Source organism: Providencia sp. PROV073 (assembly GCF_033688125.1).
Taxonomy (GTDB): Bacteria; Pseudomonadota; Gammaproteobacteria; order Enterobacterales; family Enterobacteriaceae; genus Providencia; species Providencia hangzhouensis.
Map to the genome: position 1 here is coordinate 3,535,041 of NZ_CP096353.1, position 21,504 is coordinate 3,556,544.

23 protein-coding genes are annotated in these 21,504 nt (G+C 43.6%); 10 read left to right on the forward strand and 13 right to left on the reverse strand.

What is annotated here, in order from left to right; genetic code table 11:
• Positions 1-28: 28 nt before the first annotated feature.
• Positions 29-919 (reverse strand): AraC family transcriptional regulator, encoded by an 891-nt coding sequence (locus M1F17_RS16090; RefSeq protein WP_004257901.1) that lies wholly within the window; start codon positions 917-919, stop codon positions 29-31.
• 414 nt (positions 920-1,333) lie between these two features.
• Here M1F17_RS16090 and M1F17_RS16095 point away from each other — a divergent pair, with 414 nt between their 5' ends.
• The 7 genes from M1F17_RS16095 to ureG are packed head-to-tail and all read left to right on the forward strand — an operon-like array spanning position 1,334 to position 6,345.
• The gene (locus M1F17_RS16095) at positions 1,334-2,170 is read left to right on the forward strand and encodes an urease accessory protein UreD (RefSeq protein ID WP_144139872.1); all 837 of its coding nucleotides are present in this window, start codon (positions 1,334-1,336) and stop codon (positions 2,168-2,170) included.
• 20 nt (positions 2,171-2,190) lie between these two features.
• A complete protein-coding gene (locus tag M1F17_RS16100; RefSeq protein WP_136135464.1) occupies positions 2,191-2,493 on the forward strand; it encodes an urease subunit gamma in 303 nt (100 codons plus the stop codon).
• An 8-nt stretch (positions 2,494-2,501) separates the two neighbouring features.
• The gene (locus M1F17_RS16105; RefSeq protein WP_004257906.1) at positions 2,502-2,825 is read left to right on the forward strand and encodes an urease subunit beta; all 324 of its coding nucleotides are present in this window, start codon (positions 2,502-2,504) and stop codon (positions 2,823-2,825) included.
• Positions 2,826-2,827: 2 nt separating this feature from the next.
• Positions 2,828-4,531: an urease subunit alpha gene (ureC, locus tag M1F17_RS16110; RefSeq protein WP_072503028.1), complete on the forward strand. Its 1,704-nt coding sequence runs from the start codon at positions 2,828-2,830 to the stop codon at positions 4,529-4,531.
• Positions 4,532-4,554: 23 nt separating this feature from the next.
• A complete protein-coding gene (ureE, locus tag M1F17_RS16115; protein WP_094961070.1) occupies positions 4,555-5,031 on the forward strand; it encodes an urease accessory protein UreE in 477 nt (158 codons plus the stop codon).
• A gap of 21 nt (positions 5,032-5,052) precedes the next feature.
• Complete coding sequence (locus M1F17_RS16120) at positions 5,053-5,718, forward strand: urease accessory protein UreF (protein ID WP_094961069.1); 666 nt, start codon at positions 5,053-5,055, stop codon at positions 5,716-5,718.
• A 9-nt stretch (positions 5,719-5,727) separates the two neighbouring features.
• Positions 5,728-6,345 (forward strand): urease accessory protein UreG, encoded by a 618-nt coding sequence (ureG, locus tag M1F17_RS16125; RefSeq protein WP_004257918.1) that lies wholly within the window; start codon positions 5,728-5,730, stop codon positions 6,343-6,345.
• A gap of 44 nt (positions 6,346-6,389) precedes the next feature.
• Here ureG and hypE read toward each other — a convergent pair whose 3' ends face one another.
• From hypE to hypF, 12 genes are all read right to left on the reverse strand, one after another.
• Positions 6,390-7,415, reverse strand: a complete 1,026-nt coding sequence (hypE, locus tag M1F17_RS16130; protein ID WP_094961068.1) for a hydrogenase expression/formation protein HypE — start codon at positions 7,413-7,415, stop codon at positions 6,390-6,392.
• Positions 7,416-8,528, reverse strand: coding sequence for a hydrogenase formation protein HypD (hypD, locus tag M1F17_RS16135; RefSeq protein ID WP_094961067.1), 1,113 nt, complete (start codon positions 8,526-8,528; stop codon positions 7,416-7,418).
• Positions 8,512-8,808, reverse strand: coding sequence for a hydrogenase maturation factor HybG (gene hybG, locus M1F17_RS16140; protein ID WP_004257928.1), 297 nt, complete (start codon positions 8,806-8,808; stop codon positions 8,512-8,514). The genes hypD and hybG overlap by 17 nt, the downstream gene beginning before the upstream one ends.
• Entirely contained in the window at positions 8,799-9,833 is a 1,035-nt protein-coding gene (hypB, locus tag M1F17_RS16145) for a hydrogenase nickel incorporation protein HypB (protein ID WP_094961066.1), read from the reverse strand. Before hypB ends, hybG begins: the two co-directional genes overlap by 10 nt.
• Before the next feature lie 90 nt (positions 9,834-9,923).
• The gene (hypA, locus tag M1F17_RS16150) at positions 9,924-10,265 is read right to left on the reverse strand and encodes a hydrogenase maturation nickel metallochaperone HypA (protein WP_004257935.1); all 342 of its coding nucleotides are present in this window, start codon (positions 10,263-10,265) and stop codon (positions 9,924-9,926) included.
• On the reverse strand, positions 10,258-10,749 hold the full coding sequence (hybE, locus tag M1F17_RS16155; protein WP_144139878.1) for a hydrogenase-2 assembly chaperone: 492 nt from the start codon (positions 10,747-10,749) through the stop codon (positions 10,258-10,260). Before hybE ends, hypA begins: the two co-directional genes overlap by 8 nt.
• Positions 10,739-11,236, reverse strand: a complete 498-nt coding sequence (locus tag M1F17_RS16160; protein WP_004257940.1) for a HyaD/HybD family hydrogenase maturation endopeptidase — start codon at positions 11,234-11,236, stop codon at positions 10,739-10,741. Before M1F17_RS16160 ends, hybE begins: the two co-directional genes overlap by 11 nt.
• A complete protein-coding gene (gene hybC / locus M1F17_RS16165; RefSeq protein ID WP_004257943.1) occupies positions 11,236-12,939 on the reverse strand; it encodes a hydrogenase 2 large subunit in 1,704 nt (567 codons plus the stop codon). Before hybC ends, M1F17_RS16160 begins: the two co-directional genes overlap by 1 nt.
• Positions 12,936-14,123 (reverse strand): Ni/Fe-hydrogenase cytochrome b subunit, encoded by a 1,188-nt coding sequence (gene hybB, locus M1F17_RS16170; protein WP_004257947.1) that lies wholly within the window; start codon positions 14,121-14,123, stop codon positions 12,936-12,938. The genes hybC and hybB overlap by 4 nt, the downstream gene beginning before the upstream one ends.
• Complete coding sequence (gene hybA / locus M1F17_RS16175; RefSeq protein WP_094961065.1) at positions 14,107-15,093, reverse strand: hydrogenase 2 operon protein HybA; 987 nt, start codon at positions 15,091-15,093, stop codon at positions 14,107-14,109. The genes hybB and hybA overlap by 17 nt, the downstream gene beginning before the upstream one ends.
• Before the next feature lie 2 nt (positions 15,094-15,095).
• Entirely contained in the window at positions 15,096-16,214 is a 1,119-nt protein-coding gene (hybO, locus tag M1F17_RS16180; RefSeq protein ID WP_004257951.1) for a hydrogenase 2 small subunit, read from the reverse strand.
• 608 nt (positions 16,215-16,822) lie between these two features.
• Positions 16,823-19,099, reverse strand: coding sequence for a carbamoyltransferase HypF (gene hypF, locus M1F17_RS16185; protein ID WP_318837064.1), 2,277 nt, complete (start codon positions 19,097-19,099; stop codon positions 16,823-16,825).
• A gap of 482 nt (positions 19,100-19,581) precedes the next feature.
• On the opposite strand from hypF, the gene M1F17_RS16190 reads away from it, so the two are divergent.
• From M1F17_RS16190 to M1F17_RS16200, 3 genes are all read left to right on the forward strand, one after another.
• Positions 19,582-20,511, forward strand: coding sequence for an MBL fold metallo-hydrolase (locus tag M1F17_RS16190; protein ID WP_180312115.1), 930 nt, complete (start codon positions 19,582-19,584; stop codon positions 20,509-20,511).
• Between the two features lie 353 nt (positions 20,512-20,864).
• Positions 20,865-21,179, forward strand: a complete 315-nt coding sequence (gene nirD / locus M1F17_RS16195; protein WP_094961062.1) for a nitrite reductase small subunit NirD — start codon at positions 20,865-20,867, stop codon at positions 21,177-21,179.
• 2 nt (positions 21,180-21,181) lie between these two features.
• Complete coding sequence (locus M1F17_RS16200; RefSeq protein WP_004257971.1) at positions 21,182-21,490, forward strand: recombinase-like helix-turn-helix domain-containing protein; 309 nt, start codon at positions 21,182-21,184, stop codon at positions 21,488-21,490.
• The last annotated feature ends 14 nt before the right edge of the window (positions 21,491-21,504 follow it).

A 21,504-nucleotide genomic window follows, 5' to 3' on the forward strand; every position in this document is an offset into this window, starting at 1 on the left:
TAAGTCGTTATTTGACCTATCTTAACAACTACTCATCAATTTCTTTGTCAAATTCAATTGGGTTAGATCGCAAGGACAAATTAGTAATAAAATTAGGGTCGTTCGACTGCCTTGATTGCAACCGAAACTGAGAAGGCGTCATATTATATTTTCGCTTAAAGACATCACAAAAATAAGCATTGCTACCAAAACCGCAGCGATGACTAATTTGAAAAACAGAATAATTCGAAAACGTTAAATAATTCAATGCCATCCCCATGCGAACATCTAACAATAATTGGCGAAAAGACACCCCTTCGCGGTTCAAATGGCGGCGCAACGTTGAAGGGGTCGTAAATAACGCTTTCGCAACATCGTCTAAATGCCATTTTTTTTGCGGTTCTTGGGTTATCAAATGGGTGATCGCTTGGTTTTTCGGTTCATCGTAATTGAAACGAAAAAGATTCAGAATATCGATACCTTCTTGATATATCGCCATTAAAATAAAATATAGGCTCTGTTTCATTAACAATGCTTCTTGGGATGCACTCTGTTTTTTTAATGGTAAGCATTGTTTTAGCAAACTAAAGTTATCTCTCACAGTTTCTGGGGGAGAAATATGGTAGATGGGTTGGTGGCTAGTCAGAGGCGCACCGGACTTCATCAATGTTTTCAGTAATAAAAATACCGCTTGTAATTCTTCTGCTGACATCGACAGCGTGTGCAACTCAAGCGGCTGCTTCACGGTATTACACACAATATTACAGGAAACTTGGCTGTATTTAGGAATAATTAAGGTGACATCGCTTTCAATTTCAATGGATTGGCCATTGATCACGATATTTCCTTTCGCGCCAGTTAGCATGGCTATCATCGCGCTTTCAATATAAAACGCTTTTAACACCATCTGGCTTTCTGAAAGAAAGAATTTATATTCCATAATCTCTATAAACTGCTGTTAATGTCAGAATGACTTCCCAAGAAAAGGGATTGTTGAATAGATATAAAGTAATGAAACAAAACATATCAGCTCTATATCAGTGCGGCTGAGAATATAGTCCGGTTGCGTTGAAATCGCAATATAGATATACGCTCATTTTTTACTGTTATTTTGATGGTTGTTATATTTTCTAAATAAAATGCTGTTTAATTGAAAGGCAATTTTCGATATAAGGTGTAGAATCGCGCGGCATACACATGCAGCCTACGACACTGCATAATAATAATGATTTTTGGCGTTCATTCACATCCTACCCTACTTGCATTAGCTTTTACATCACAAATACCCAATTTTGGCTGGGGTATAGCTAAACATGTTCGCGTATTTTTAGTTGACTGAGTTGCAGGAGAAAGTATGTCTGATTTTTCAGGATCAGGCTGGTTAGCTGAAATCTTCTTACGATATGAACTAAAACGTGGCGTCACCCGCTTAACGGATAAACAACATATCGGCCCTTTAATGGTTCAGCGGCCATTCTACCCCGAGCAAGGAATTGCACACACCTATTTACTTCATCCACCCGGTGGCGTTGTCGGGGGGGATAAACTCCTTATTAATATTGATGTTCAACCACACGCCCATGCGTTATTGACCACACCCGGCGCGACAAAATTTTATCGCAGTGCGGGCGGTGTTGCGCGACAAGTACAAACATTAACTGTTGCGCCCAATGGGTTCTTAGAATGGCTACCTCAAGAAAATATTTTTTTCCCTGAGGCTCAAGTTCGCTTAGAAACCCACGTTCGAATCGCTAGTTCATCAAAATTTGTCGGCTGGGAAATCCAATGTTTAGGGCGCCCAGTATTAAACGAACAATTCGACAACGGTGATATTCGGGGCCGCTTTCAGTTTTATATTGATGACAAACTCACCTTGGCGGAATCCATATTTATCGAAGGTTCGCAAAAACAATCAGCCGTCATGCGTGAATTTCCTATGGTCGGCTCCTTGTATATCTACCCCGCCAGCGATGAGTTAAAAGCTGAACTTCACGAGAGTTTGGCCGTGTTTTTCTCTACGGAAGTGAGACCGCTTGAATATGGGCTAACTGATGTAGACGGCATTTTAGTATTACGGTTATTAGGTTCTCAAACCGAGCCGATGATGGCTTGCTTTGCCCATATTTGGCAGGCAACAAGACAATATTGGTTAGGTTATTGCCCAGAACCACCGCGTATTTGGGCAACTTAAACGTTTTTTAGGAGCAAAAAATGGAATTAACCCCAAGAGAAAAAGATAAATTATTGCTTTTTACAGCAGGCCTCGTTGCTGAAAGGCGTTTAGCCCGTGGGCTAAAGCTCAATTACCCTGAAGCCGTCGCGCTGATCAGTTGTTCGATTATGGAAGGCGCACGTGATGGTAAAACTGTCGCCCAATTAATGAGCGAAGGCCGAACCCTGTTAACCGCAGAGCAGGTAATGGAAGGCGTGCCAGAAATGATCAAAGACATCCAAGTGGAATGTACATTTCCTGATGGCACAAAACTGGTTTCTATTCACGACCCGATTGTATAGGTAACAAAATGATCCCCGGTGAAATTAAAGTCAACCACGCTTTGGGTGATATCGAACTAAATGCAGGCCGAGAAACCCAAACGATACAAGTTGCCAACCATGGTGACCGCCCGATTCAAATTGGCTCTCACTATCATTTTTATGAAGTCAACGACGCCCTAAAATTTGAACGCGAAAATACACTCGGTTTTCGTTTGAATATCCCTGCGGGCATGGCAGTACGTTTTGAACCAGGACAAAGCCGCACAGTTGAACTCGTGGCTTTTAGCGGCAAGCGAGAAATATATGGTTTCCATGGCAAAGTCATGGGTAAATTAGAGAGTGAGAATTAATAATGAAAACAATCTCTCGTCAAGCGTATGCAGATATGTTTGGTCCAACAACAGGTGACCGTTTACGCTTAGCTGATACAGAATTATTTCTAGAGATCGAAAAAGATTTCACCACGTATGGTGAAGAGGTCAAATTTGGTGGCGGTAAAGTTATTCGTGACGGCATGGGCCAAAGCCAAGTCACCAGTGACCTGTGTGTCGATGTGCTAATCACCAACGCCATTATTTTAGACCATTGGGGCATTGTTAAAGCGGATATCGGGATCAAAAATGGCCGTATTGCGGGGATTGGTAAAGCAGGTAACCCTGATGTTCAACCCAATGTCGATATCGTTATCGGCCCCGGTACCGAAGTGGTTGCAGGCGAAGGTAAAATTATCACCGCGGGTGGCGTTGATACCCACATCCATTTTATTTGCCCACAGCAAGCAGAAGAAGGTCTTGTTTCCGGTGTTACCACCTTTATAGGCGGTGGAACTGGCCCTGTGGCTGGCACTAATGCCACTACCGTCACCCCCGGTATTTGGAATATGTACCGCATGTTAGAAGCTGTTGATGAACTGCCTATCAACGTCGGGCTATTTGGTAAAGGCTGCGTCAGTAGGCCCGAAGCGATTCGCGAACAAATTGAAGCGGGTGCCATTGGCTTAAAAATTCACGAGGACTGGGGCGCTACCCCAATGGCTATTCACAACTGTTTGAATGTGGCTGATGAAATGGATGTGCAAGTGGCTATCCATTCAGATACGTTAAATGAAGGCGGTTTTTATGAAGAAACCGTGAAGGCCATTGCAGGACGAGTGATCCACGTATTCCATACAGAAGGTGCTGGCGGTGGCCATGCCCCTGACGTCATCAAATCCGTCGGAGAACCGAATATTCTGCCTGCATCGACCAACCCAACGATGCCATACACCATCAATACCGTTGATGAGCACTTGGATATGTTAATGGTTTGCCACCATCTCGACCCATCAATTCCTGAAGATGTGGCTTTTGCGGAATCTCGTATTCGCCGTGAAACCATTGCTGCGGAAGATATTTTGCACGATATGGGCGCAATTTCTGTGATGTCTTCAGACTCACAAGCCATGGGTCGCGTTGGTGAAGTTATCACTCGCACTTGGCAGTGCGCCCATAAAATGAAATTACAGCGCGGAACTTTAGAAGGTGACACACCAGAAAGCGATAATAACCGTATCAAACGTTATGTGGCGAAATACACCATTAACCCCGCTATCGCTCACGGTATCGCCCATGAAGTCGGTTCGATAGAAATAGGCAAGTTAGCTGATATCGTATTATGGGACCCTGCATTTTTTGGCATCAAACCCGCCCTAATTATGAAAGGGGGAATGGTCGCCTATGCGCCAATGGGAGATATTAACGCCGCAATCCCAACACCACAGCCTGTACATTACCGCCCGATGTTTGGAGCGTTAGGTAAAGCGAAATACCATACCTCAATGATTTTTATGTCAAAAGCAGGTATTGAAGCAGGTGTTCCTGAAAAATTAGGCTTACAGAGCCAAATAGGCCGAGTTGAAGGCTGCCGAAATATTAGCAAAGCCTCTATGGTGCACAACAGTTATGTGCCACATATCGAACTTGACCCGCAAACTTATATCGTCAAAGCCGATGGTATCCCACTGGTATGCGAACCTGCGACTGAGTTACCGATGGCACAACGTTACTTTTTATTCTGACCCCTAATTAAAAGAGCCAGAAAATGAAAAAATTTATTAAAGTGGTTGCCCCAAAACCCCATTCACCAAGCGCATTAACCCTGTGCTTAACCATGGATGAGCGCACCAAAAGCCGTTTAAAAGTTACCTTAAGTGATGGGCAAGAAGCGGGGCTATTTTTGCCGCGTGGAACCATCCTGAAAGAAGGCGACGTTTTATCCACTGAAGACGGTGAGTTAGTCACAATCGAAGCCGCGAAAGAGCAAGTTTCTACCGTTTACAGCGATGACGCTCTGTTGCTCGCCCGCGTTTGCTATCACTTAGGCAACCGCCATGTTCCTTTGCAAATTGAAGCGGGTTGGTGCCGTTATTTTCATGACCATGTGTTAGATGATATGGCGCGTGGGTTAGGTGCTACGGTTAGTGTCGGTTTAGAAAAATACCAACCGGAACCGGGGGCTTATGGCGGCTCATCCAGTGGTCATAACCACCATCACGGCCACGATGATCACCATCACTAATCAGGTTCAGGGAGTGTGCCTATGTTAGCAGATCTGCGCTTATACCAGTTAGTTAGTCCTTCTTTACCTGTTGGCTCGTTTACCTATTCACAAGGCTTAGAATGGGCGATTGAAAGAGGTTGGGTAACAACACCAGATACCCTTGCAGGCTGGCTAACCGCACAAATGACGCATGCCATTGCAACATTAGAGCTTCCCGTTTTACGGCAAATTCAGACTTCCCTTTCCCTTGGTGATATTGAAGCGGTGAAATATTGGTGTGAATTTATGATTGCCAGCCGTGAAACCAAAGAACTACGCCAAGAAGAGCGACAACGAGGAATTGCTTTTGCACGGTTGCTGCCTCAACTAGGCATTGAACTGGATGCTAACCTGCAAACCTGCGTGAAACAAACCCAGCTAATGGCCTTCGCCCTCGCCGCGGTAAATTGGCAAATTGACGTTGAAAAATTGTGCACCGCGTATGCATGGGGTTGGCTAGAAAACACGGTGATGTCAGGTGTTAAGCTTATCCCTTTAGGGCAAAGCGCGGGGCAAAATATTTTATTTACCCTTGCTGAGCGCATACCCGAGGTGGTTGCGCAATCGGCAATCTGGCCAATAGACGATATTGGTAGTTTTACACCTGCACAAATTATTGCCAGTAGTCGGCATGAAACCCAATACACACGACTTTTTCGTTCATGAGAAAATGCTATGCAAGAATATAATCAACCCTTAAGAATTGGTGTCGGTGGGCCGGTCGGCTCAGGAAAAACCGCATTATTAGAAGTGTTATGCAAAGCCATGCGCGACACTTACCAAATTGCCGTTGTCACCAATGATATTTACACCCAAGAAGATGCCAAAATTTTAACCCGTGCCGAAGCACTAGATGCAGACCGCATTATTGGTGTTGAAACTGGCGGCTGCCCTCATACCGCTATTCGTGAAGATGCATCAATGAATTTAGCGGCAGTTGAAGAGTTAGCCATCCGCCATAAAAATCTTGATATCGTATTTGTGGAAAGCGGCGGCGATAACCTCAGCGCGACGTTTAGCCCAGAGCTGGCAGACTTAACCATTTATGTTATTGATGTTGCTGAAGGCGAAAAAATTCCACGTAAAGGTGGGCCAGGGATCACCCATTCCGATTTACTGGTGATAAACAAAATTGACCTTGCTCCGTATGTCGGCGCTTCATTAGAAGTGATGGAAGCCGATACCGCAAGAATGCGACCAGTAAAGCCCTATGTGTTTACTAACTTAAAGAAAAAAGTCGGCTTAGAGACCATTATCGAATTTATCATCGATAAAGGCATGTTAAGACGTTAATAAATTTGGACGCCCTATAGGTTTTATCTATAGGGCGTTTTCAATTAACAAATACGGGGTAAAGGCTCGCTGTGAGGCAAATCTAATAACCTTGATGTACCGAAGATCCCAACTAATTTGACTTGTTTTTGCTCAGTCACACAGCCAATCGTGGCTGCATCTTTCCCTAATGGGTGTTGGTGTAGTGCAGCAAGCACTGCATTTTCCGCTTCAGGTTTCACCACAATCACTAGTTTACCTTCATTGGCAAAGTTTAACGGCTCTAAACCCAATAGCTCGCACACGCCCCTAACTGCAGAAGAAACTGGTAAATCCCCCTCATTTACGGCAATTCCATAACCACTGGCTTGGGCAAATTCATGTAAGATTGCCGTTACGCCACCACGAGTTGCGTCTCGTAATGCCCGAATGCCGTCAATTTCACGCAGCGGAGCTATCAATGGCGTTAATACCGCACAATCACTGCAAAGCTCCGCTTCTAACCCGAGTTGTTCGCGCAGGTTTAAGATAGTCGCACCGTGATCACCCAACGTACCGCTAACAATCACTTTATCCCCCGCTTGAATATGCTGAGCTCCCCACTGGATATTGGACGGGATCACGCCAATACCTGCCGTATTGATAAAGATTTTATCTGCAGCCCCGCGCTGCACTACCTTGGTATCGCCTGTCACAATATCCACACCGGCCGCTTTTGCCGTTGCCGCCATAGATTCGACAATGACCTGCAATTCAGTCAGGGAAAAACCTTCTTCCAAGATAAAACCGCAAGAAAGGTATTTTGGGGTAGCCCCACTAACTGCAACGTCATTCACTGTGCCGCAAACGGCTATTTTACCAATATTGCCTCCCGGGAAAAAAATCGGGTCGATGACATAGCTATCGGTACTGAATGCCAAACGGTCACCCAATGCTGTCATTTCGGACAATGCTAGCCGAGCTTGGTCTTCTCGCTCATTCAACGCTGGGTTTGCAAACGCCTGCAAAAACAACTGTTCAATCAATTGCTGCATCGCCTGCCCACCACTTCCGTGTGCCATCGTCACCACATTGTTAGCATCACGACTCATTTATGCCTCCCGACGATATTGGTAATAAGCTGCACAGGCACCTTCAGAAGAAACCATTAATGCGCCAAAAGCCGTTTGTGGCGTACAACGGCGCCCAAACAACATACATTCGTTCGGTTTACAGCGCCCTGTTAACACCTCACCGCAACGTGCTTGCGGGTCATCCGCCACTTTATGGGGTTGTACCTGAAAACGCTTCTCAGCATCAAAAAATTGGTAAGCTTGAGTTAATTGAACCCCTGAACCTGCAATTTCCCCCAACCCGCGCCATTCACTGGCTTGTTTAAGTTCAAAAACTTCCTCTAACGCTTTAAGTGCCAACAGGTTACCTTCATCGGCCACAACGCGTTTATATTGGTTTTCTACCTCACAACGACCATCAGCGATTTGGTCAACTAGCATGGCTAACGACTGCAAAATATCTAAGGGTTCGAACCCTGTGACCACCAAGGGTTTATGGAAGTCTTCGCTAATAAACTGGTAGGGATGCGCCCCGATTACCATACTCACGTGTCCTGGTGCTAAAAAGCCGTCAATACGGACATCCGGTTGCTCAAGTAAGCTGCGCAAGGTGGGAATAATCGTAATGTGTTGGCAAAATACACTAAAGTTTGTCAACTGGCGGTGCTTTGCTTGCTGCAAGGTGATTGCCGTGCTTGGCATAGTGGTTTCAAAGCCTAAGCCAAAGAAAACCACTTGGCGATGGGGATGCTGCTCTGCCAATGCCAAAGCATCTAGCGGTGAATAAACGATACGGACATCCGCCCCATTACGTTTAGCGTCAAGTAAAGAGCCCCTTTCCCCCGGAACGCGCATTGCATCGCCATAAGTACAAAAGATAACCTCAGGGTGCTGTGCAATTTCAATACAACTATCAATTCGTCCCATTGGCAAAACGCACACAGGGCAACCGGGCCCATGAACAAATTCAATGTCAGTGGGTAATAACTGGTCAATACCAAATTTAAAAATCGCGTGGGTGTGGCCACCACAGACTTCCATGAGTTGTAATGGGCGTCGTTTCGCTTGGGGTATTTCATTCACCCGTTGATGAATATGCGCCAACAGCGCTTTTGCAAGAACAGGGTCGCGAAATTCATCGACGTACTGCATCTGCCGCTCCTGCATTTAAACCACTAAAATCGCTGACCTCGTGGTCTAGCTGGCTCATCGCGGTTAACGCATCCAAGGTAGATTGCGCTTCTTCTTCATTGATGATACTCATGGCAAACCCGACGTGTACCAATACCCATTGGCCTAATAAATCGGCGGTTTCCCCTTCACAAATGAGGCCAATATTCACATCGCGTTTTACACCACAAACATCCACTTGAGCGAGTTGGTGAATGTCTTCACCAACTGCCACTATTTTGCCCGGAATGCCTAAGCACATAGCTGTGTCTCCAACCATGCCAGCCATGCATCCATCCCTTCGCCGCGTGTCGCAGAAACTTGGATAACTTGGATATTGGGGTTCACTTGCTTAGCATTGGCGATACAAGCATCAACATCAAAATTCAGGTATGGCAGTAAGTCGATTTTGTTCAATAACATGATATCTGCTGCCGCAAACATATGTGGATATTTGAGAGGTTTATCTTCCCCTTCCGTGACTGACAGTACCGCTACTTTATGGCGTTCCCCTAAGTCAAAACTGGCAGGGCACACGAGATTCCCGACATTTTCAATAAATAACAAACTGTTATCGGCTAACTCTAAACGTGCTGTTGCATCGTGGACCATTTGTGCATCTAAGTGACAGCCTTTTCCTGTGTTCACTTGAATCGCAGGCACACCCGTTTCGCGGATCCGTTGTGCATCATTAGTGGTTTGTTGGTCACCTTCAATCACTGCGCAATTAATTCTGTCACGCAGTCTTAACAACGTTTCTGTCAACAAGGTGGTTTTTCCTGAACCGGGGCTAGAAACGAGGTTTAGCGCTAAAATATTCTTCTGGCAAAAATCCTTACGGTTATGTTCCGCCAGATGGTTATTTTTATCTAACACATCCATCTCAATTTGTAGCATGCGTTTTTGGCTAATCCCCGGTGCATGGGTACCTGCTTCACCGTGGCCATAATCAAGGTCATGGTGTTCCCCAGCTGGTTTAAAACTTGCCTCAGCCGTTTGATAAATATGTTTATGTTTATGCTTATGTTTGTGTTTATGCTTTTTAGACTTGCTTTCAGCAGGTGCGGGTTCATATTGGTGATAATGGTTGTGGACATCACCTTGATGATAATAATGGTGATGAATGATCACCGTTTGCCCATTAGGTTCATGATCATGGTGATGGTCGTGATCATGATTGTTGTGACCTTGGTGGTGATCATGGCCGTGATGGTGGTCATGGTGATGATCGTGGTCATCCCCCTCAATTTTGCGCTCTCCCGACGCACATCCACAAGTACTACACATAAGTTTCACTCCCAACCGCTAAATTGTTAAATTAGATTAATACATAGTCCATTGAGTCTAGTTGATACACCTCAAGCTCAGCTCAAAAAGCTACTCCACTTCCAACTCTTTGATGCGCAAACTATCCCCACTTTCCACTTTCAGGTTCAACCCCTGACAGCATGGACAAACCGATTGGTGGCTGTCTATTTCCACTATTTCACTGCAATCCCAACACCATGCTTGTGCAGGCTGGTAAATAATGTGGAGCTGGCAGCCTTCTGCAACCGTACCTCGGCAAACGACATCAAAACTGAAGCGAAACGCACTCTCTTCAACACAAGAGAGTGCGCCGATTTCAAGCCAAACACCGGTGACTCGGTTAACTGCATTTTTTTTCGCCTGCTGTTCAATAATTTCTATCGTACTTTGGCATAACGAAACCTCATGCATCCTGCCCCCTTAAGTGGCGGGCAAACAATGCTCTACGTTCAGGTGCTTGAGGAATATTCGGGTCACTAACTGGGAGCGATAACAATATTCGCTGGCAATCATCCGTTAGGTGAATACCTTGTTCTGGTGTCAGTTTTTTTTCTAATGGCGACATTAATGAGCAAGCAAAATATTGAGTTAAGCCGTCTAATTCACCTACGGTATAAGTCATTTCACCATAGGGGAGGATTAACCCAACCTTGTCACCGACCACGCGGCGAGGCCAATATTGCTCAGGCCCCGGTAGAATAATCGCGCTGAGCATCCATGGCGTAATCACCGCACCCACCCATTGCCCTTCAAACAGGACAAACTCACTGGCGTGCACAGGCATCGTTGGATGCAAAAATGACAAATCATGCATCGATTGTTCAGCAACGCGCGTAAATGCGGCCTCAACCTGAGGCCGAGGGTTAGTTTCATAACCTAATATGTCATCCGGCATGCAAACTCTCTTCTTTCGCTATGATTTCCAAGCCTTCGCTTCGCAAAACCTCAATAACCTTTTGTAAAGCTGGCTCTAAAGCGGCCAGCCCTGTTGCCGTCAAACCGATATGCGGCTCGAGGGATTCAGGCACAACGCCAACTAATGTTAGCCGCTGTGGGAATTCATCGGTTAAATGCAAAGCGGATAGCACATCTGATAAACCGAGTTGATGTGGGGAAATTTTACGTGTAAACAGCGCAGGGACTTCGTCATCACGCAAGACTAAAATCGAGCCAGCCTTCTGGCTCGATAACACAACATCGGCAATGATCAAATGGTCTCTATCTGCCATTGGGCCAATTAACTCCATTCCAGCAGTTCCACCATCAAGCACTTCTACGCATTCAGGTAGGTGATAGCGCTGTTCTAAAGCCTCAACGATGCGTACCCCAATCCCTTCATCGCTCAACAGTATATTGCCAACACCTAAGACTAAAATACGCATTACAGCACCTTAACCTTAGTGACTTCGCCACCTTCAGGGTCAACAATGTGCACTGCACAAGACATACAAGGGTCAAATGAGTGAATGGTCCGCACCACTTCAAGGGGTTTAGATGGGTCAGCGACAGGAGTTCCTACCAATGCTTGCTCATAAGGGCCTGGCTCATCATTGAAATTACGTGGGCCTGAATTCCAAGTAGAAGGCACTACCGCTTGGTAATTTTCAATTTTACCGTCTTTGATCACGACCCAGTGAGATAATAAACCTCGAGGTACTTCACCAAAACCGACACCTTTAATGGTGGCATTTTCTGGGAATACGGGTTTTACAAAGGTGGTGTGATCCCCTTTTGCGATGTTGTCCACCAGCGCTTGCCATTGAATTGACAAGGTTTCATTCAATACACAACAACGAACACTACGTCCGATAATCCGCCCCAATGTGGAATGCAGTTGGTCCACACTAATATTGTTACCTGTCAGTGTTTGATACAGGTTCACCACATCATTAAAGTGTTTTTCTGTCGGTTCATGTTTTGCCGCTAATTTACACAACAAATCAGCGAGCGGCCCGACCTCAACGGTTTTATCATAGAAAGTTGGTGCTTTTACCCATGAATATTTACCGTCATCATCCCAGCCGGTGTAATCCGGGTTCGTGGTGCCTTCCCACGGTGCTTGTGGCTCATTTTCTTTGTACCATGCATGTTTGCTACTTTCTTTGATACCGTTGATCAAATACTCATCTGTATGGCTAGTAATGGGGCGATAAGTACTAAAGTCACTGTTCTCTAGATACCCGCCAGGTAATAGAAAATTCCCATTTTTACCGTCCATTGGCATTTCAGGCATACACATGTAATGTTTCGCACCTTGACCGACTTCGAGCCATTCAGGGTAGCCTGCTGCAATCACCGCTGCGTCAATCTTATACACTTGCTCGATAAAATCCCCTAAACGGTCAATAAAGGATTTTACATACATCAAGCGTTCAAGGTTCAGAACCCCAACACCATCAAGGTTGATAGGGTTTGCGACACCACCAACAGCAAGGTTTTGAATATGCGGCGTTTTACCTCCTAATAATGCCACAATACGGTTAGCATCACGCTGACATTCGAGGGCTTGTAAGTAGTGAGCTACAGCAATTAAGTTCACCTCAGGCGATAGTTTCATCGCTGGGTGCCCCCAATATCCATTAGCAAAAATACCCAATTGCCCACTGGCAACCAGTTTTTTAATTTTATCTTGAACTCGCGTGAACTCTTCTGGGCTATTCAGTGGCCACGTCGAAACGCCTCTCAAAATTTCTGCTGCTTTATTTGGGTCTGCATTCAGCGCAGAGGTGATATCTACCCAATCTAACGCCGATAATTGATAAAAATGGACAATATGGTCTTGAATAGTATGCGCGGCTAAAATCATATTACGGATATACTGCGCATTCACTGGCACATCAATATTTAAGGCACTCTCAATCGTGCGTACCGACACAATACCGTGCACGGTGGTACAAACCCCACAAATACGCTGCATGATCATCCATGCATCACGAGGGTCTTTTCCTTTGACTATCTCTTCCATACCACGCCACATCGTGCCTGAAGCCCAAGCCTTAGTGACTTTTCCATCTTCAATTTCACAATCAATGCGTAAGTGACCTTCGATACGAGTGACTGGGTCTATTGTTATACGTTGGCTCATGCTTTACCTCGGGCCTCTGAATGGCTCATCGTTGTTTTTTTCAATGCAGGAATAACAGGTAATAAGCGGATCAATAAGATATAAGCACATACCTCTATTGCCACGAAACCTATTGAAATTAAAAGTTCTTCTGTTGTTGGGAAGTAGTCGTATCCGCCCCCTGGGTTGAATGCAACGAGGGAATAGCTCATCCGCCACATGGCAGCGCCAATCAACATGCTTAAACCGCTTGCATATAACCACCGAGAATCATTCCTCAGTGATGGCATACGGAAAATAACCAATGGGAAAACCATTAATGCGGTTTCTATCCAAAACATCATGGCGTAGAAATCGGTATTGAAGATATGGTGCAACTTATCTCGATAAATCAGCTCACCAAAACGACAGACCAGAAACAGCACTAACAGTACCTGCAAGATCCGAGTGATACGAACAAACAATGGCCGTTCATCAGCACCCTGCCCACGTAATGCGGCTTGAAGTAATGATCCTTCAAAAATAACGATGGAAAAGCCCATAATAAATGCGGTCAACAATGAGAGTAGTGGTAGCATTTCATAGCTTTGCCAAATAGGATGGACTTTATATCCTGCTGAAATCATCAATGACCCCATTGATGACTGGTGCATCATCGGCAATAACGCCCCTAGCGCAATGATAAAAAACATCACTTTATTTAAGCGTTTTAATGAAACCTTCCAACCAAAACGTTCACACAGTGCAGGAGCAAACTCCAGTGCCATCACACCGATATAAATCGTCATACACACTGCCGTTTCAAATAGCACCGAATTGGTGTTAAAGAAACCGGGGATGTAAAAGTAAGGCAAGTTCCAGTAACGACCTACGTCAATGGTAATGGATAAACCACCGAGGGAGTAACCGAACAAACTGGCTAATAACGCAGGGCGCACTAACGGGTGATATTCACCGCGATTAAATACATACACCGCCCAAGCCAGCGCCCAACCGCCACAAGCAAAACCGGTACCAATTAGTAAGTCAAAAGCAATCCAGATCCCCCAAGGATAGCCACCATTTAGGTCAGAAACTGAGCCTAAGCCGAAGACCAAACGTTTAACAATCAAGATGACACAAATCAGCACTAATGGCCCAAATACCATAATTGGCCAACTGACTAAACGCCCGCCTAACGGCTGCTCTTTATGATGCGTCGTCATTTGAGTCGTCTCCTTCGTGTTTATCATTCTTGGTATTGCGATACACCAAGAAACTCAACCCTGCCAACGCCGCGAGCGGCAATACCATCCCTTTATAAAGGGTGTGCTGGACATATTCAGAACGAGCCCCAGTAGACAACTGCTCCAATTCAGGCAACCCAAGATTTTGATAGGGCACACCTGAAAGAACAATAACTTGTGTACCACCACCTTCAAGTTCCCCATAAACATGAGACTCATATTTCGGCACTTTAATAACATTCGGGTCATTGCTGTGTAAGGTTTGTCTTGGGTAACCGTACTCATCCCCCACTTTGAGTGTTAAGCGTTTTTTGGCTTCCGCGAGCAATTCTTCCCGCGTCCCGAAAATTACCGCTCCCGTTGGGCAAACTTCGACACAACCGGGCAAGCCACCCTTGTCTAAACGTTCGACACCTTTTTGGTTACATAACTCGCATTTATGAATTGCGCCAAATTTGTCATCGTAGGCATATTTGGGAATATTAAATGGACACGCTACCATGCAATAACGGCAACCAGTACATACGCTGGCGTCGTAATGAACAATGCCGGTTTTTGGGTCTTTCTTCAGGGCTTGAACTGGACAAACCGACACGCAATTAGGGTCAACACAGTGCATACACTGCTTTTTAATGTAGGCATAGCCATCTTTTTCTTGGTCTTTATGAACGCCTGTTCCACTGCTCCAAACCTGAATAATATTGTTGGTATAAGGGGTGAGTTTGTCATTATTTGACCAAGTTTGCTCCCCGACCGGGTTACGTTCTGGGTGGTTAATATCTTGGCATTTTGTCACACACGCCTGACACCCAATACACAGGGTCGAGTCATATAGCATCCCCAAAGAATTAGGAATTGGCGGGCGGTTTTCAGGCCCCGCCAAGCTGGGTGAACTTCCCGCAAGTAATGCTCCCCCTGCGGAGAGTTTAAGAAAATTTCGTCTATTCACGGTTATTCTCCCCGTGAGTCAGTATCTTGTTGGCGTTTTTGACGACCTAATTCACGTACCGCCATCACGCTAACTCCAGCTACTAACCCGACAACACCACCAATTAACCCCACAGCTGTAGATGAAATTTGGCCACCTTCGCGATTATTGACATCCGGTTTATCCACCCGTGGTGTTGGGTTTTCCACGCTCGCCAACTGATGTATCGCTTTGTGAAAGCCGACATTTTCCTCGTTACAGCCATAACAAGGGTGACCAATCGCCACAGGCCAGACGCCACCGACATCACAGAATTGCAATGTGGAACAGTTCCCGTAAGTTTCAGGCCCCTTACAGCCTAAATGGTATAAACACCAACCTTCACGATGACCATCATCACCGAACTCTTTTGCGAAACGGCCCGCATCAAAATGAGGGCGACGTTCGCAGTGTTCATGAATTAATCGACCGTACGCGAACATTGGGCGATTTTTGCTATCCAGTTTTGGTGGACGATTAAACGTAATTAAGTGCGCGACCGTCGCAAGGAAGTTATGTGGATTAGGCGGGCAACCTGGAATATTGATAACGGTTTTATCTTTAATGACTTGATCTAAACCCACGGCTCCTGTTGGGTTATCTCCTGCCGCAGCAACACCGCCCCACGAAGCACAAGAACCAATCGCAATCACGGCCGCGGCGTGTTCAGCCACTTCACGAATATGTTCAACAATCGGTTTCCCCGCCACCATACAATAAATACCGTTATCTTTTAGCGGGATAGAACCATCGACGACTAAAACATATTTTCCTTTGTACTTTTCAATTGCATCATGTTTATTTTGCTCAACTTGCTCACCAAAGGCGGCAGACAACACCTCGTGGTATTCCAATGAAATAGTATCGAGAATTAAATTTTCCAAAGTTGGATGGGTTGAACACAGCAAAGATTCCGTACACCCCGTACACTCTTGGGCACCAATCCAAATGACAGGAGGTCGAGCTGGGTCACTAATAGATTCAGCTATTTGGGCAGCAGCCTTCCCGCTTAATCCCATTGTCGCTGCTAATGCTGTACATAACTTCATAAAATCACGGCGGTTAATGCCATGCGAAGAAATAATAGAGTTATCTCCTATCATTCTTTTTTCCTATTATTATGGGTGGCTTAAAACCTATTCATTAGAAGGAAATTTTTGTTTATTATCTTAAGGTTATAAATACCACAAGGCCCTATACACAAATGATGCATACGCTTTTTGTTTGTATTTATCTATTTAAGAAGCAAACAAAACCAACTCTAATGAAATAAATTCTTATTTAAGTAACCTGATGCATAAATATAAAATAAGATCCTATTCCTACCGCTCCTAAATCATTTGATCTTCATCAATAGGCAATAAGAAATTTTATTTTTTTTATATATTTGCTAGAAAAATCGATTCAGTAACCTGTGTTAAAACAAGAGGGAAAATATAAAAAAATAGATTTGATTTTCAATACTGCGTTATACATCACATCATTTAAAATAAAAAACCATTTATTTTTCATTATGATACTTAGATTCATTATCGTAATATAATTAATTAAGCAGAATAGGTGTATTAATAACAATCCAACTATTAATATAAAAACAAATATGTTAAATAAGAATCAATATCAAAAAGACAATATATTCTATTAAAATGAAAAGCTGAAAAATAGGTAGATATACAATCCTATAAATATAATACTGCCCATCAGTAATAGATTAATTTTTCAACATCGCAGAAGCGATAGCGACTTGCCCCAATGATAGCCCACCATCTCCCATAGGAAATTGTTTTGCATATAACACATCGAACTCAGATAGATTATTCATTAATAGTTCTCGCAATAGTTGGTTATGAATCACACCACCTGACAAAACAATTTTCTTAGTACCATATTGGTTCGCTGATTTCCTTGCTAGCTCAGCAAAACCTTCCGCTAACGCTACATGAAATGCATGTGCGCGTTGTGGTTTAGGCGCACAGTACGCCATCCATTGCTGCCAAAATGTATGTAAATCTAATTGTTGACCAACTAACGGCATAGTGACCGGATGTACGCTCACGGGAGATTTCATTGCAATCGCTTCCAGTTGACAAGCGGCCTCCCCTTCCCAACTAGTTTGTGCCGTACAAATACCTAACGCCGCAGCAACCGCATCAAAAAGCCGCCCAGTAGATGAAGCCGTTGGGCTATTAATTCCTTTATCAATCGCCTTTTGTAAGCCTTGCCAAGGAAATGACATTAAGTAAGCAACGCTCTCTTGCTTTTGCCACTGGGGGACAAATTGTAAACAATGCGCAAGGAAATTACGCCATGGCTGCCGAGAAGCTAATTCCCCTCCCGGCAGTGCAACTGGGGGCAAGCCTCCTAGGTATTGACTGGATTTATAATCCACTAGTAAGCATTCACCTCCCCATAGCCGGTGGTCATCACCATACCCCAAACCATCCAAAGCTAACCCAATGACTTTACTTCCATTTAGTGGTAAACCATGCTCAACCATTACTGCTGCGATATGCGCATGATGATGCTGCACTTTTATCAATGGGATTCGTAATTGCTGTGATAACGCCTCGCCATAGCGCGTACTCACATAATTAGGATGCATATCAGAAACTATAGCGGTTGGCGTAAAACGATAAATAGATTCAAATAATGCAATCGCAGACTGGTATTGTTCAAAAATATCCATGTCATCAAGGTCGCCTAGGTGTTGGCTCATTACTGCACTTTTGTCTCGCAATAAACAAAAGGTATTTTTAAGATCAGCCCCTAAAGCCAGTATTGGTGGGGAATTTTCAAACCCTTTAGGTAAATCAATCGAATCAGGGACATAGCCCCGCGCACGACGGAGCATTTCCGCTTGCCCATGATGATAACGCACCAGTGAGTCATCTGCACGTTGGACAATATCGCGGTTATGAGTGAGGAAAAAATCAGCAATATCCGTTAAATCAGCCAGAGCAGCTTGCTCACTCAATACAGGGGGCTTTCCTGATACATTTCCTGATGTCATCACTAATGGGCAATTAACTTGTGCCATCAATAGGTGTTGCAACGGATTAGAAGGTAACATAACACCTATTTCCGCTAGCTTTGGCGCAATATATTGGCTTAATACATGATTTTTCCAATTTTTAATCAACACAATCGGTGCGGCAGGGCTTTTTAATAATGCACATAGGCCATCACTAAGCGGCATATTGTGCAACTCTAACCAATTCAGTGATGGAACCATTACCGCAAGTGGCTTAGTTGGGCGGCATTTACGTACGCGCAAAGCTTCTACCGCCTGATCCTTACTCGCATCACAAGCAAGGTGAAAACCCCCAATCCCCTTAATGGCAACAATTTTACCTGCCAATAACTGCTGAGCTGCCAAGACTAATGCGTTCTCTTTATTTGCAATCGTTTTTCCTGATGGGTCGCACAATTTAATTTCAGGGCCACACACCGCGCACGCATTAGGTTGCGCATGAAATCGTCTATCTGCGGGGGATTGATATTCCTCTAAGCAATTAGGACACAAAGGAAAATCGGCCATTGCGGTATTGGGTCTATCATAAGGCATATGACGAATAATAGTGAAACGGGGGCCGCAATGCGTACAGTTTGTAAACGGGTAATGAAAACGCCGATTTGATAGGGCAAAAAGCTCTTGTTGGCACGCATCACAAGTGGCAGCATCTGGAATTACTTGCGTGTCCATTTTACCTTCACCACTACGGCGAATAGTAAAGGTATCAGGTAATTTATCCCATTGAAAAGGTTGCGATTCAATACTTTCTATATGGGCTAATGGCGGACAATGTTGGTACAATAACTGAGTAAATTCAGTGATATCCGAACCAATACATAAACGCACTAGCACCCCTTCACCATCATTACAAACATCACCTAATAATTTGCATTGGTGGGCTAACTGCCAAATATAGGGGCGAAACCCCACACCTTGCACTTTCCCTTTGATGCGTAACTGTATACCACTTTTCACTGAGATATCCCCTTAGCATTGTAAGGGTATTTTCGCGCTAAAACATAAAAAAAACTTCACTTGAGATCAAGAAAAGTTGTGGAAATACAATTGGCAGACTCATTTTTCAAAAACCGAACCAATTATTTAGTAATACAATAATGATTCCATTTAAAAATAGAGCCTATTATTTATTCATTAATAACCCTAAACAGAGTTAAATATAAATTTAAAATCCAATTTAAATAGGATGAGCAAACAATATAACTTTCTCTATTAAATAATATTAGAATTATAGTTAAATTGAATAATTATTTTCAGAACTATTCTCTATTAATTAACATAAATAATCTTCTAAATCATTCACCTAGTCCATAAGAACGATAGTATCCCACCACACATAAACGTAGAGTTATTCATATGTTAACAATATACCAATACCCTGCAATGAATAAATATTATTCATAAAACTCAATCTATTAATAATATAAAGAGGTGATATTTTGAAACTAAAACAACTCTTCGTTTCTCTTTCTATCGGTGCTGCGCTATTTGGTGTTAGCCATCTTACTAGTGCAGATGAAATTATTACGCTTGGAACAAAAGGCGGTCCTTCCTTATTAAATGAAAAACGCTTGCCGCAATCGACGGCATTTATCAAGAACGATAAAATATACTTATTTGATGCGGGATACGGAGCAAGTTTGCGATTAGTTCAATCAAAAGCCCCATTAAAAAATCTTGATTCTATCTTTATTACCCACCTCCACAGTGATCATGTTGCCGATTACCCAGCCCTACTGTTAAATGCATGGAACAGTGGTTTAAATCATAATATCGCTGTTTATGGCCCTGTTGGAACGGAAAGTATGACAAAAGGTGTTTGGGATACTTTTAGTCGCGATATTGATTTACGCGTTAAAGATGAAGGTAAACCTGATTTGCGTCAAATGGTTACAGCAAAAGATATTCAAGAAGGGCCTGTACTCAAGAATGATGATGTCGAAATTAGTGCCTTATTTGTTCCACACCCACCTTTTAACTCAGACGAAGCTCTCGCTTATAAAATACAATCTGGCGGAAAAACTATCGTTATTACTGGTGATATGATTGATAATAGCCAAATTATTGAATTTGCTAAAGATGCTGATTACTTAATTAGTGAAGTCGTCTTAGTCTCTGGTGTGGAAAATTTAGCCAACCGTATCGGCAACGGTTCAACGCTGGCAAAAGCGATTATTTCTCACCATACAACAGCAGAAGATGTCGGAAAAATAGCCAAGCAAGCTAATGTAAAACACCTTGTCCTAACCCACTTAGTCCCCGCGGATGACCCATCGATTACTGATGACGTGTGGATTAATGAAGTCAGAAAACAATACTCAGGCCCTGTGACGGTCAGTAAAGACTTGCAACGCTTTGAGGTGAAATAAGTTATTTGAATATACCATCAATAGGATATTAAGAGCTTATATGCAATATCCTATTGATATTAATTTATATATTGAGCTTATTATTCTATAGACTATTTTTCACATTTCTCCATGACTTCCTTCCCAAACACCATAAACGAGTAGTCCTATTTGAATAAACCTATCGAAAGTTTCTCATATGAAACCAAACTCCATCATAACCTCGACACACCCCACATTTTGAAACGAATATTTTACATATAGTCAACATTTGATTGACTAATAATCACCCATACAATTAATCTGGTTTTAAATAAAAAACAATGTTTCGCATATGAAACAAAATGTTACAACACATTCAAAAGGAGAAAACCATGAGCTGGATTGCTGTCTGCGATGTCTCACAAGTTCAAGAAGAATTTCCTTTTTCAGCCAAAGTTGATGATGCCGAAATTGGGATCTTCTTAGTTGAAGACCAATATTATGCCTTAGAAGATGTTTGCCCACATGCCTATGCCCTGTTAAGCCAAGGTTTTGTTGAAGATGGCAAAGTGGAATGCCCATTACATGAAGCCGTTTTCGATATTAAAACGGGTAAATGTTTACGCGAACCTGGTGGGCGAGATCTCAAAACCTACCAGACACGCATTCACGATAACCGAATCGAAATCAGTTTGATTGAGGAGTAGAAATGGAACCTATTCAAAATATTAATCCGTATTTACCAGCAAATAATCAAATTATCCCAGCACGAGAAGGTGGTAAAGGCAGTATCCAAGCGCCAGGAAGTGCACCGAATATCGTTTGGCAAACACGTTCACGTATGCCTGATGAGTATGAAAACAAACTCATTTTTGCACTGGAAACGCTATTCGCTGCAGGCACTGAATCACTTGAAGAATTAGTTAGTGCATTAAATCAACAACAACTATATGACCGACAAGGGCAACCTTGGTCCACAAGCAGTTTCCGCGAATTTCTTCTCGTCAATGGTTACTAGCACATTGTCATACT

What these genes read in the sequence shown, in the direction of transcription:
- ureG (WP_004257918.1), top strand. Translation starts at nt 5,728, where the DNA reads ATGCAAGAATATAATCAACCCTTAAGAATTGGTGTCGGTGGGCCGGTC.
- nirD (WP_094961062.1), top strand. Translation starts at nt 20,865, where the DNA reads ATGAGCTGGATTGCTGTCTGCGATGTCTCACAAGTTCAAGAAGAATTT.
- hypD (WP_094961067.1), bottom strand. Translation starts at nt 8,528, where the DNA reads ATGCAGTACGTCGATGAATTTCGCGACCCTGTTCTTGCAAAAGCGCTG.
- hybO (WP_004257951.1), bottom strand. Translation starts at nt 16,214, where the DNA reads ATGATAGGAGATAACTCTATTATTTCTTCGCATGGCATTAACCGCCGT.
- M1F17_RS16105 (WP_004257906.1), top strand. Translation starts at nt 2,502, where the DNA reads ATGATCCCCGGTGAAATTAAAGTCAACCACGCTTTGGGTGATATCGAA.
- hybB (WP_004257947.1), bottom strand. Translation starts at nt 14,123, where the DNA reads ATGACGACGCATCATAAAGAGCAGCCGTTAGGCGGGCGTTTAGTCAGT.
- hypB (WP_094961066.1), bottom strand. Translation starts at nt 9,833, where the DNA reads ATGTGTAGTACTTGTGGATGTGCGTCGGGAGAGCGCAAAATTGAGGGG.
- M1F17_RS16200 (WP_004257971.1), top strand. Translation starts at nt 21,182, where the DNA reads ATGGAACCTATTCAAAATATTAATCCGTATTTACCAGCAAATAATCAA.
- M1F17_RS16160 (WP_004257940.1), bottom strand. Translation starts at nt 11,236, where the DNA reads ATGCGTATTTTAGTCTTAGGTGTTGGCAATATACTGTTGAGCGATGAA.
- hybG (WP_004257928.1), bottom strand. Translation starts at nt 8,808, where the DNA reads ATGTGCTTAGGCATTCCGGGCAAAATAGTGGCAGTTGGTGAAGACATT.
- M1F17_RS16090 (WP_004257901.1), bottom strand. Translation starts at nt 919, where the DNA reads ATGGAATATAAATTCTTTCTTTCAGAAAGCCAGATGGTGTTAAAAGCG.
- hypA (WP_004257935.1), bottom strand. Translation starts at nt 10,265, where the DNA reads ATGCATGAGGTTTCGTTATGCCAAAGTACGATAGAAATTATTGAACAG.
- M1F17_RS16095 (WP_144139872.1), top strand. Translation starts at nt 1,334, where the DNA reads ATGTCTGATTTTTCAGGATCAGGCTGGTTAGCTGAAATCTTCTTACGA.
- M1F17_RS16100 (WP_136135464.1), top strand. Translation starts at nt 2,191, where the DNA reads ATGGAATTAACCCCAAGAGAAAAAGATAAATTATTGCTTTTTACAGCA.
- ureC (WP_072503028.1), top strand. Translation starts at nt 2,828, where the DNA reads ATGAAAACAATCTCTCGTCAAGCGTATGCAGATATGTTTGGTCCAACA.
- hypE (WP_094961068.1), bottom strand. Translation starts at nt 7,415, where the DNA reads ATGAGTCGTGATGCTAACAATGTGGTGACGATGGCACACGGAAGTGGT.
- M1F17_RS16120 (WP_094961069.1), top strand. Translation starts at nt 5,053, where the DNA reads ATGTTAGCAGATCTGCGCTTATACCAGTTAGTTAGTCCTTCTTTACCT.
- hybE (WP_144139878.1), bottom strand. Translation starts at nt 10,749, where the DNA reads ATGCCGGATGACATATTAGGTTATGAAACTAACCCTCGGCCTCAGGTT.
- hybC (WP_004257943.1), bottom strand. Translation starts at nt 12,939, where the DNA reads ATGAGCCAACGTATAACAATAGACCCAGTCACTCGTATCGAAGGTCAC.
- ureE (WP_094961070.1), top strand. Translation starts at nt 4,555, where the DNA reads ATGAAAAAATTTATTAAAGTGGTTGCCCCAAAACCCCATTCACCAAGC.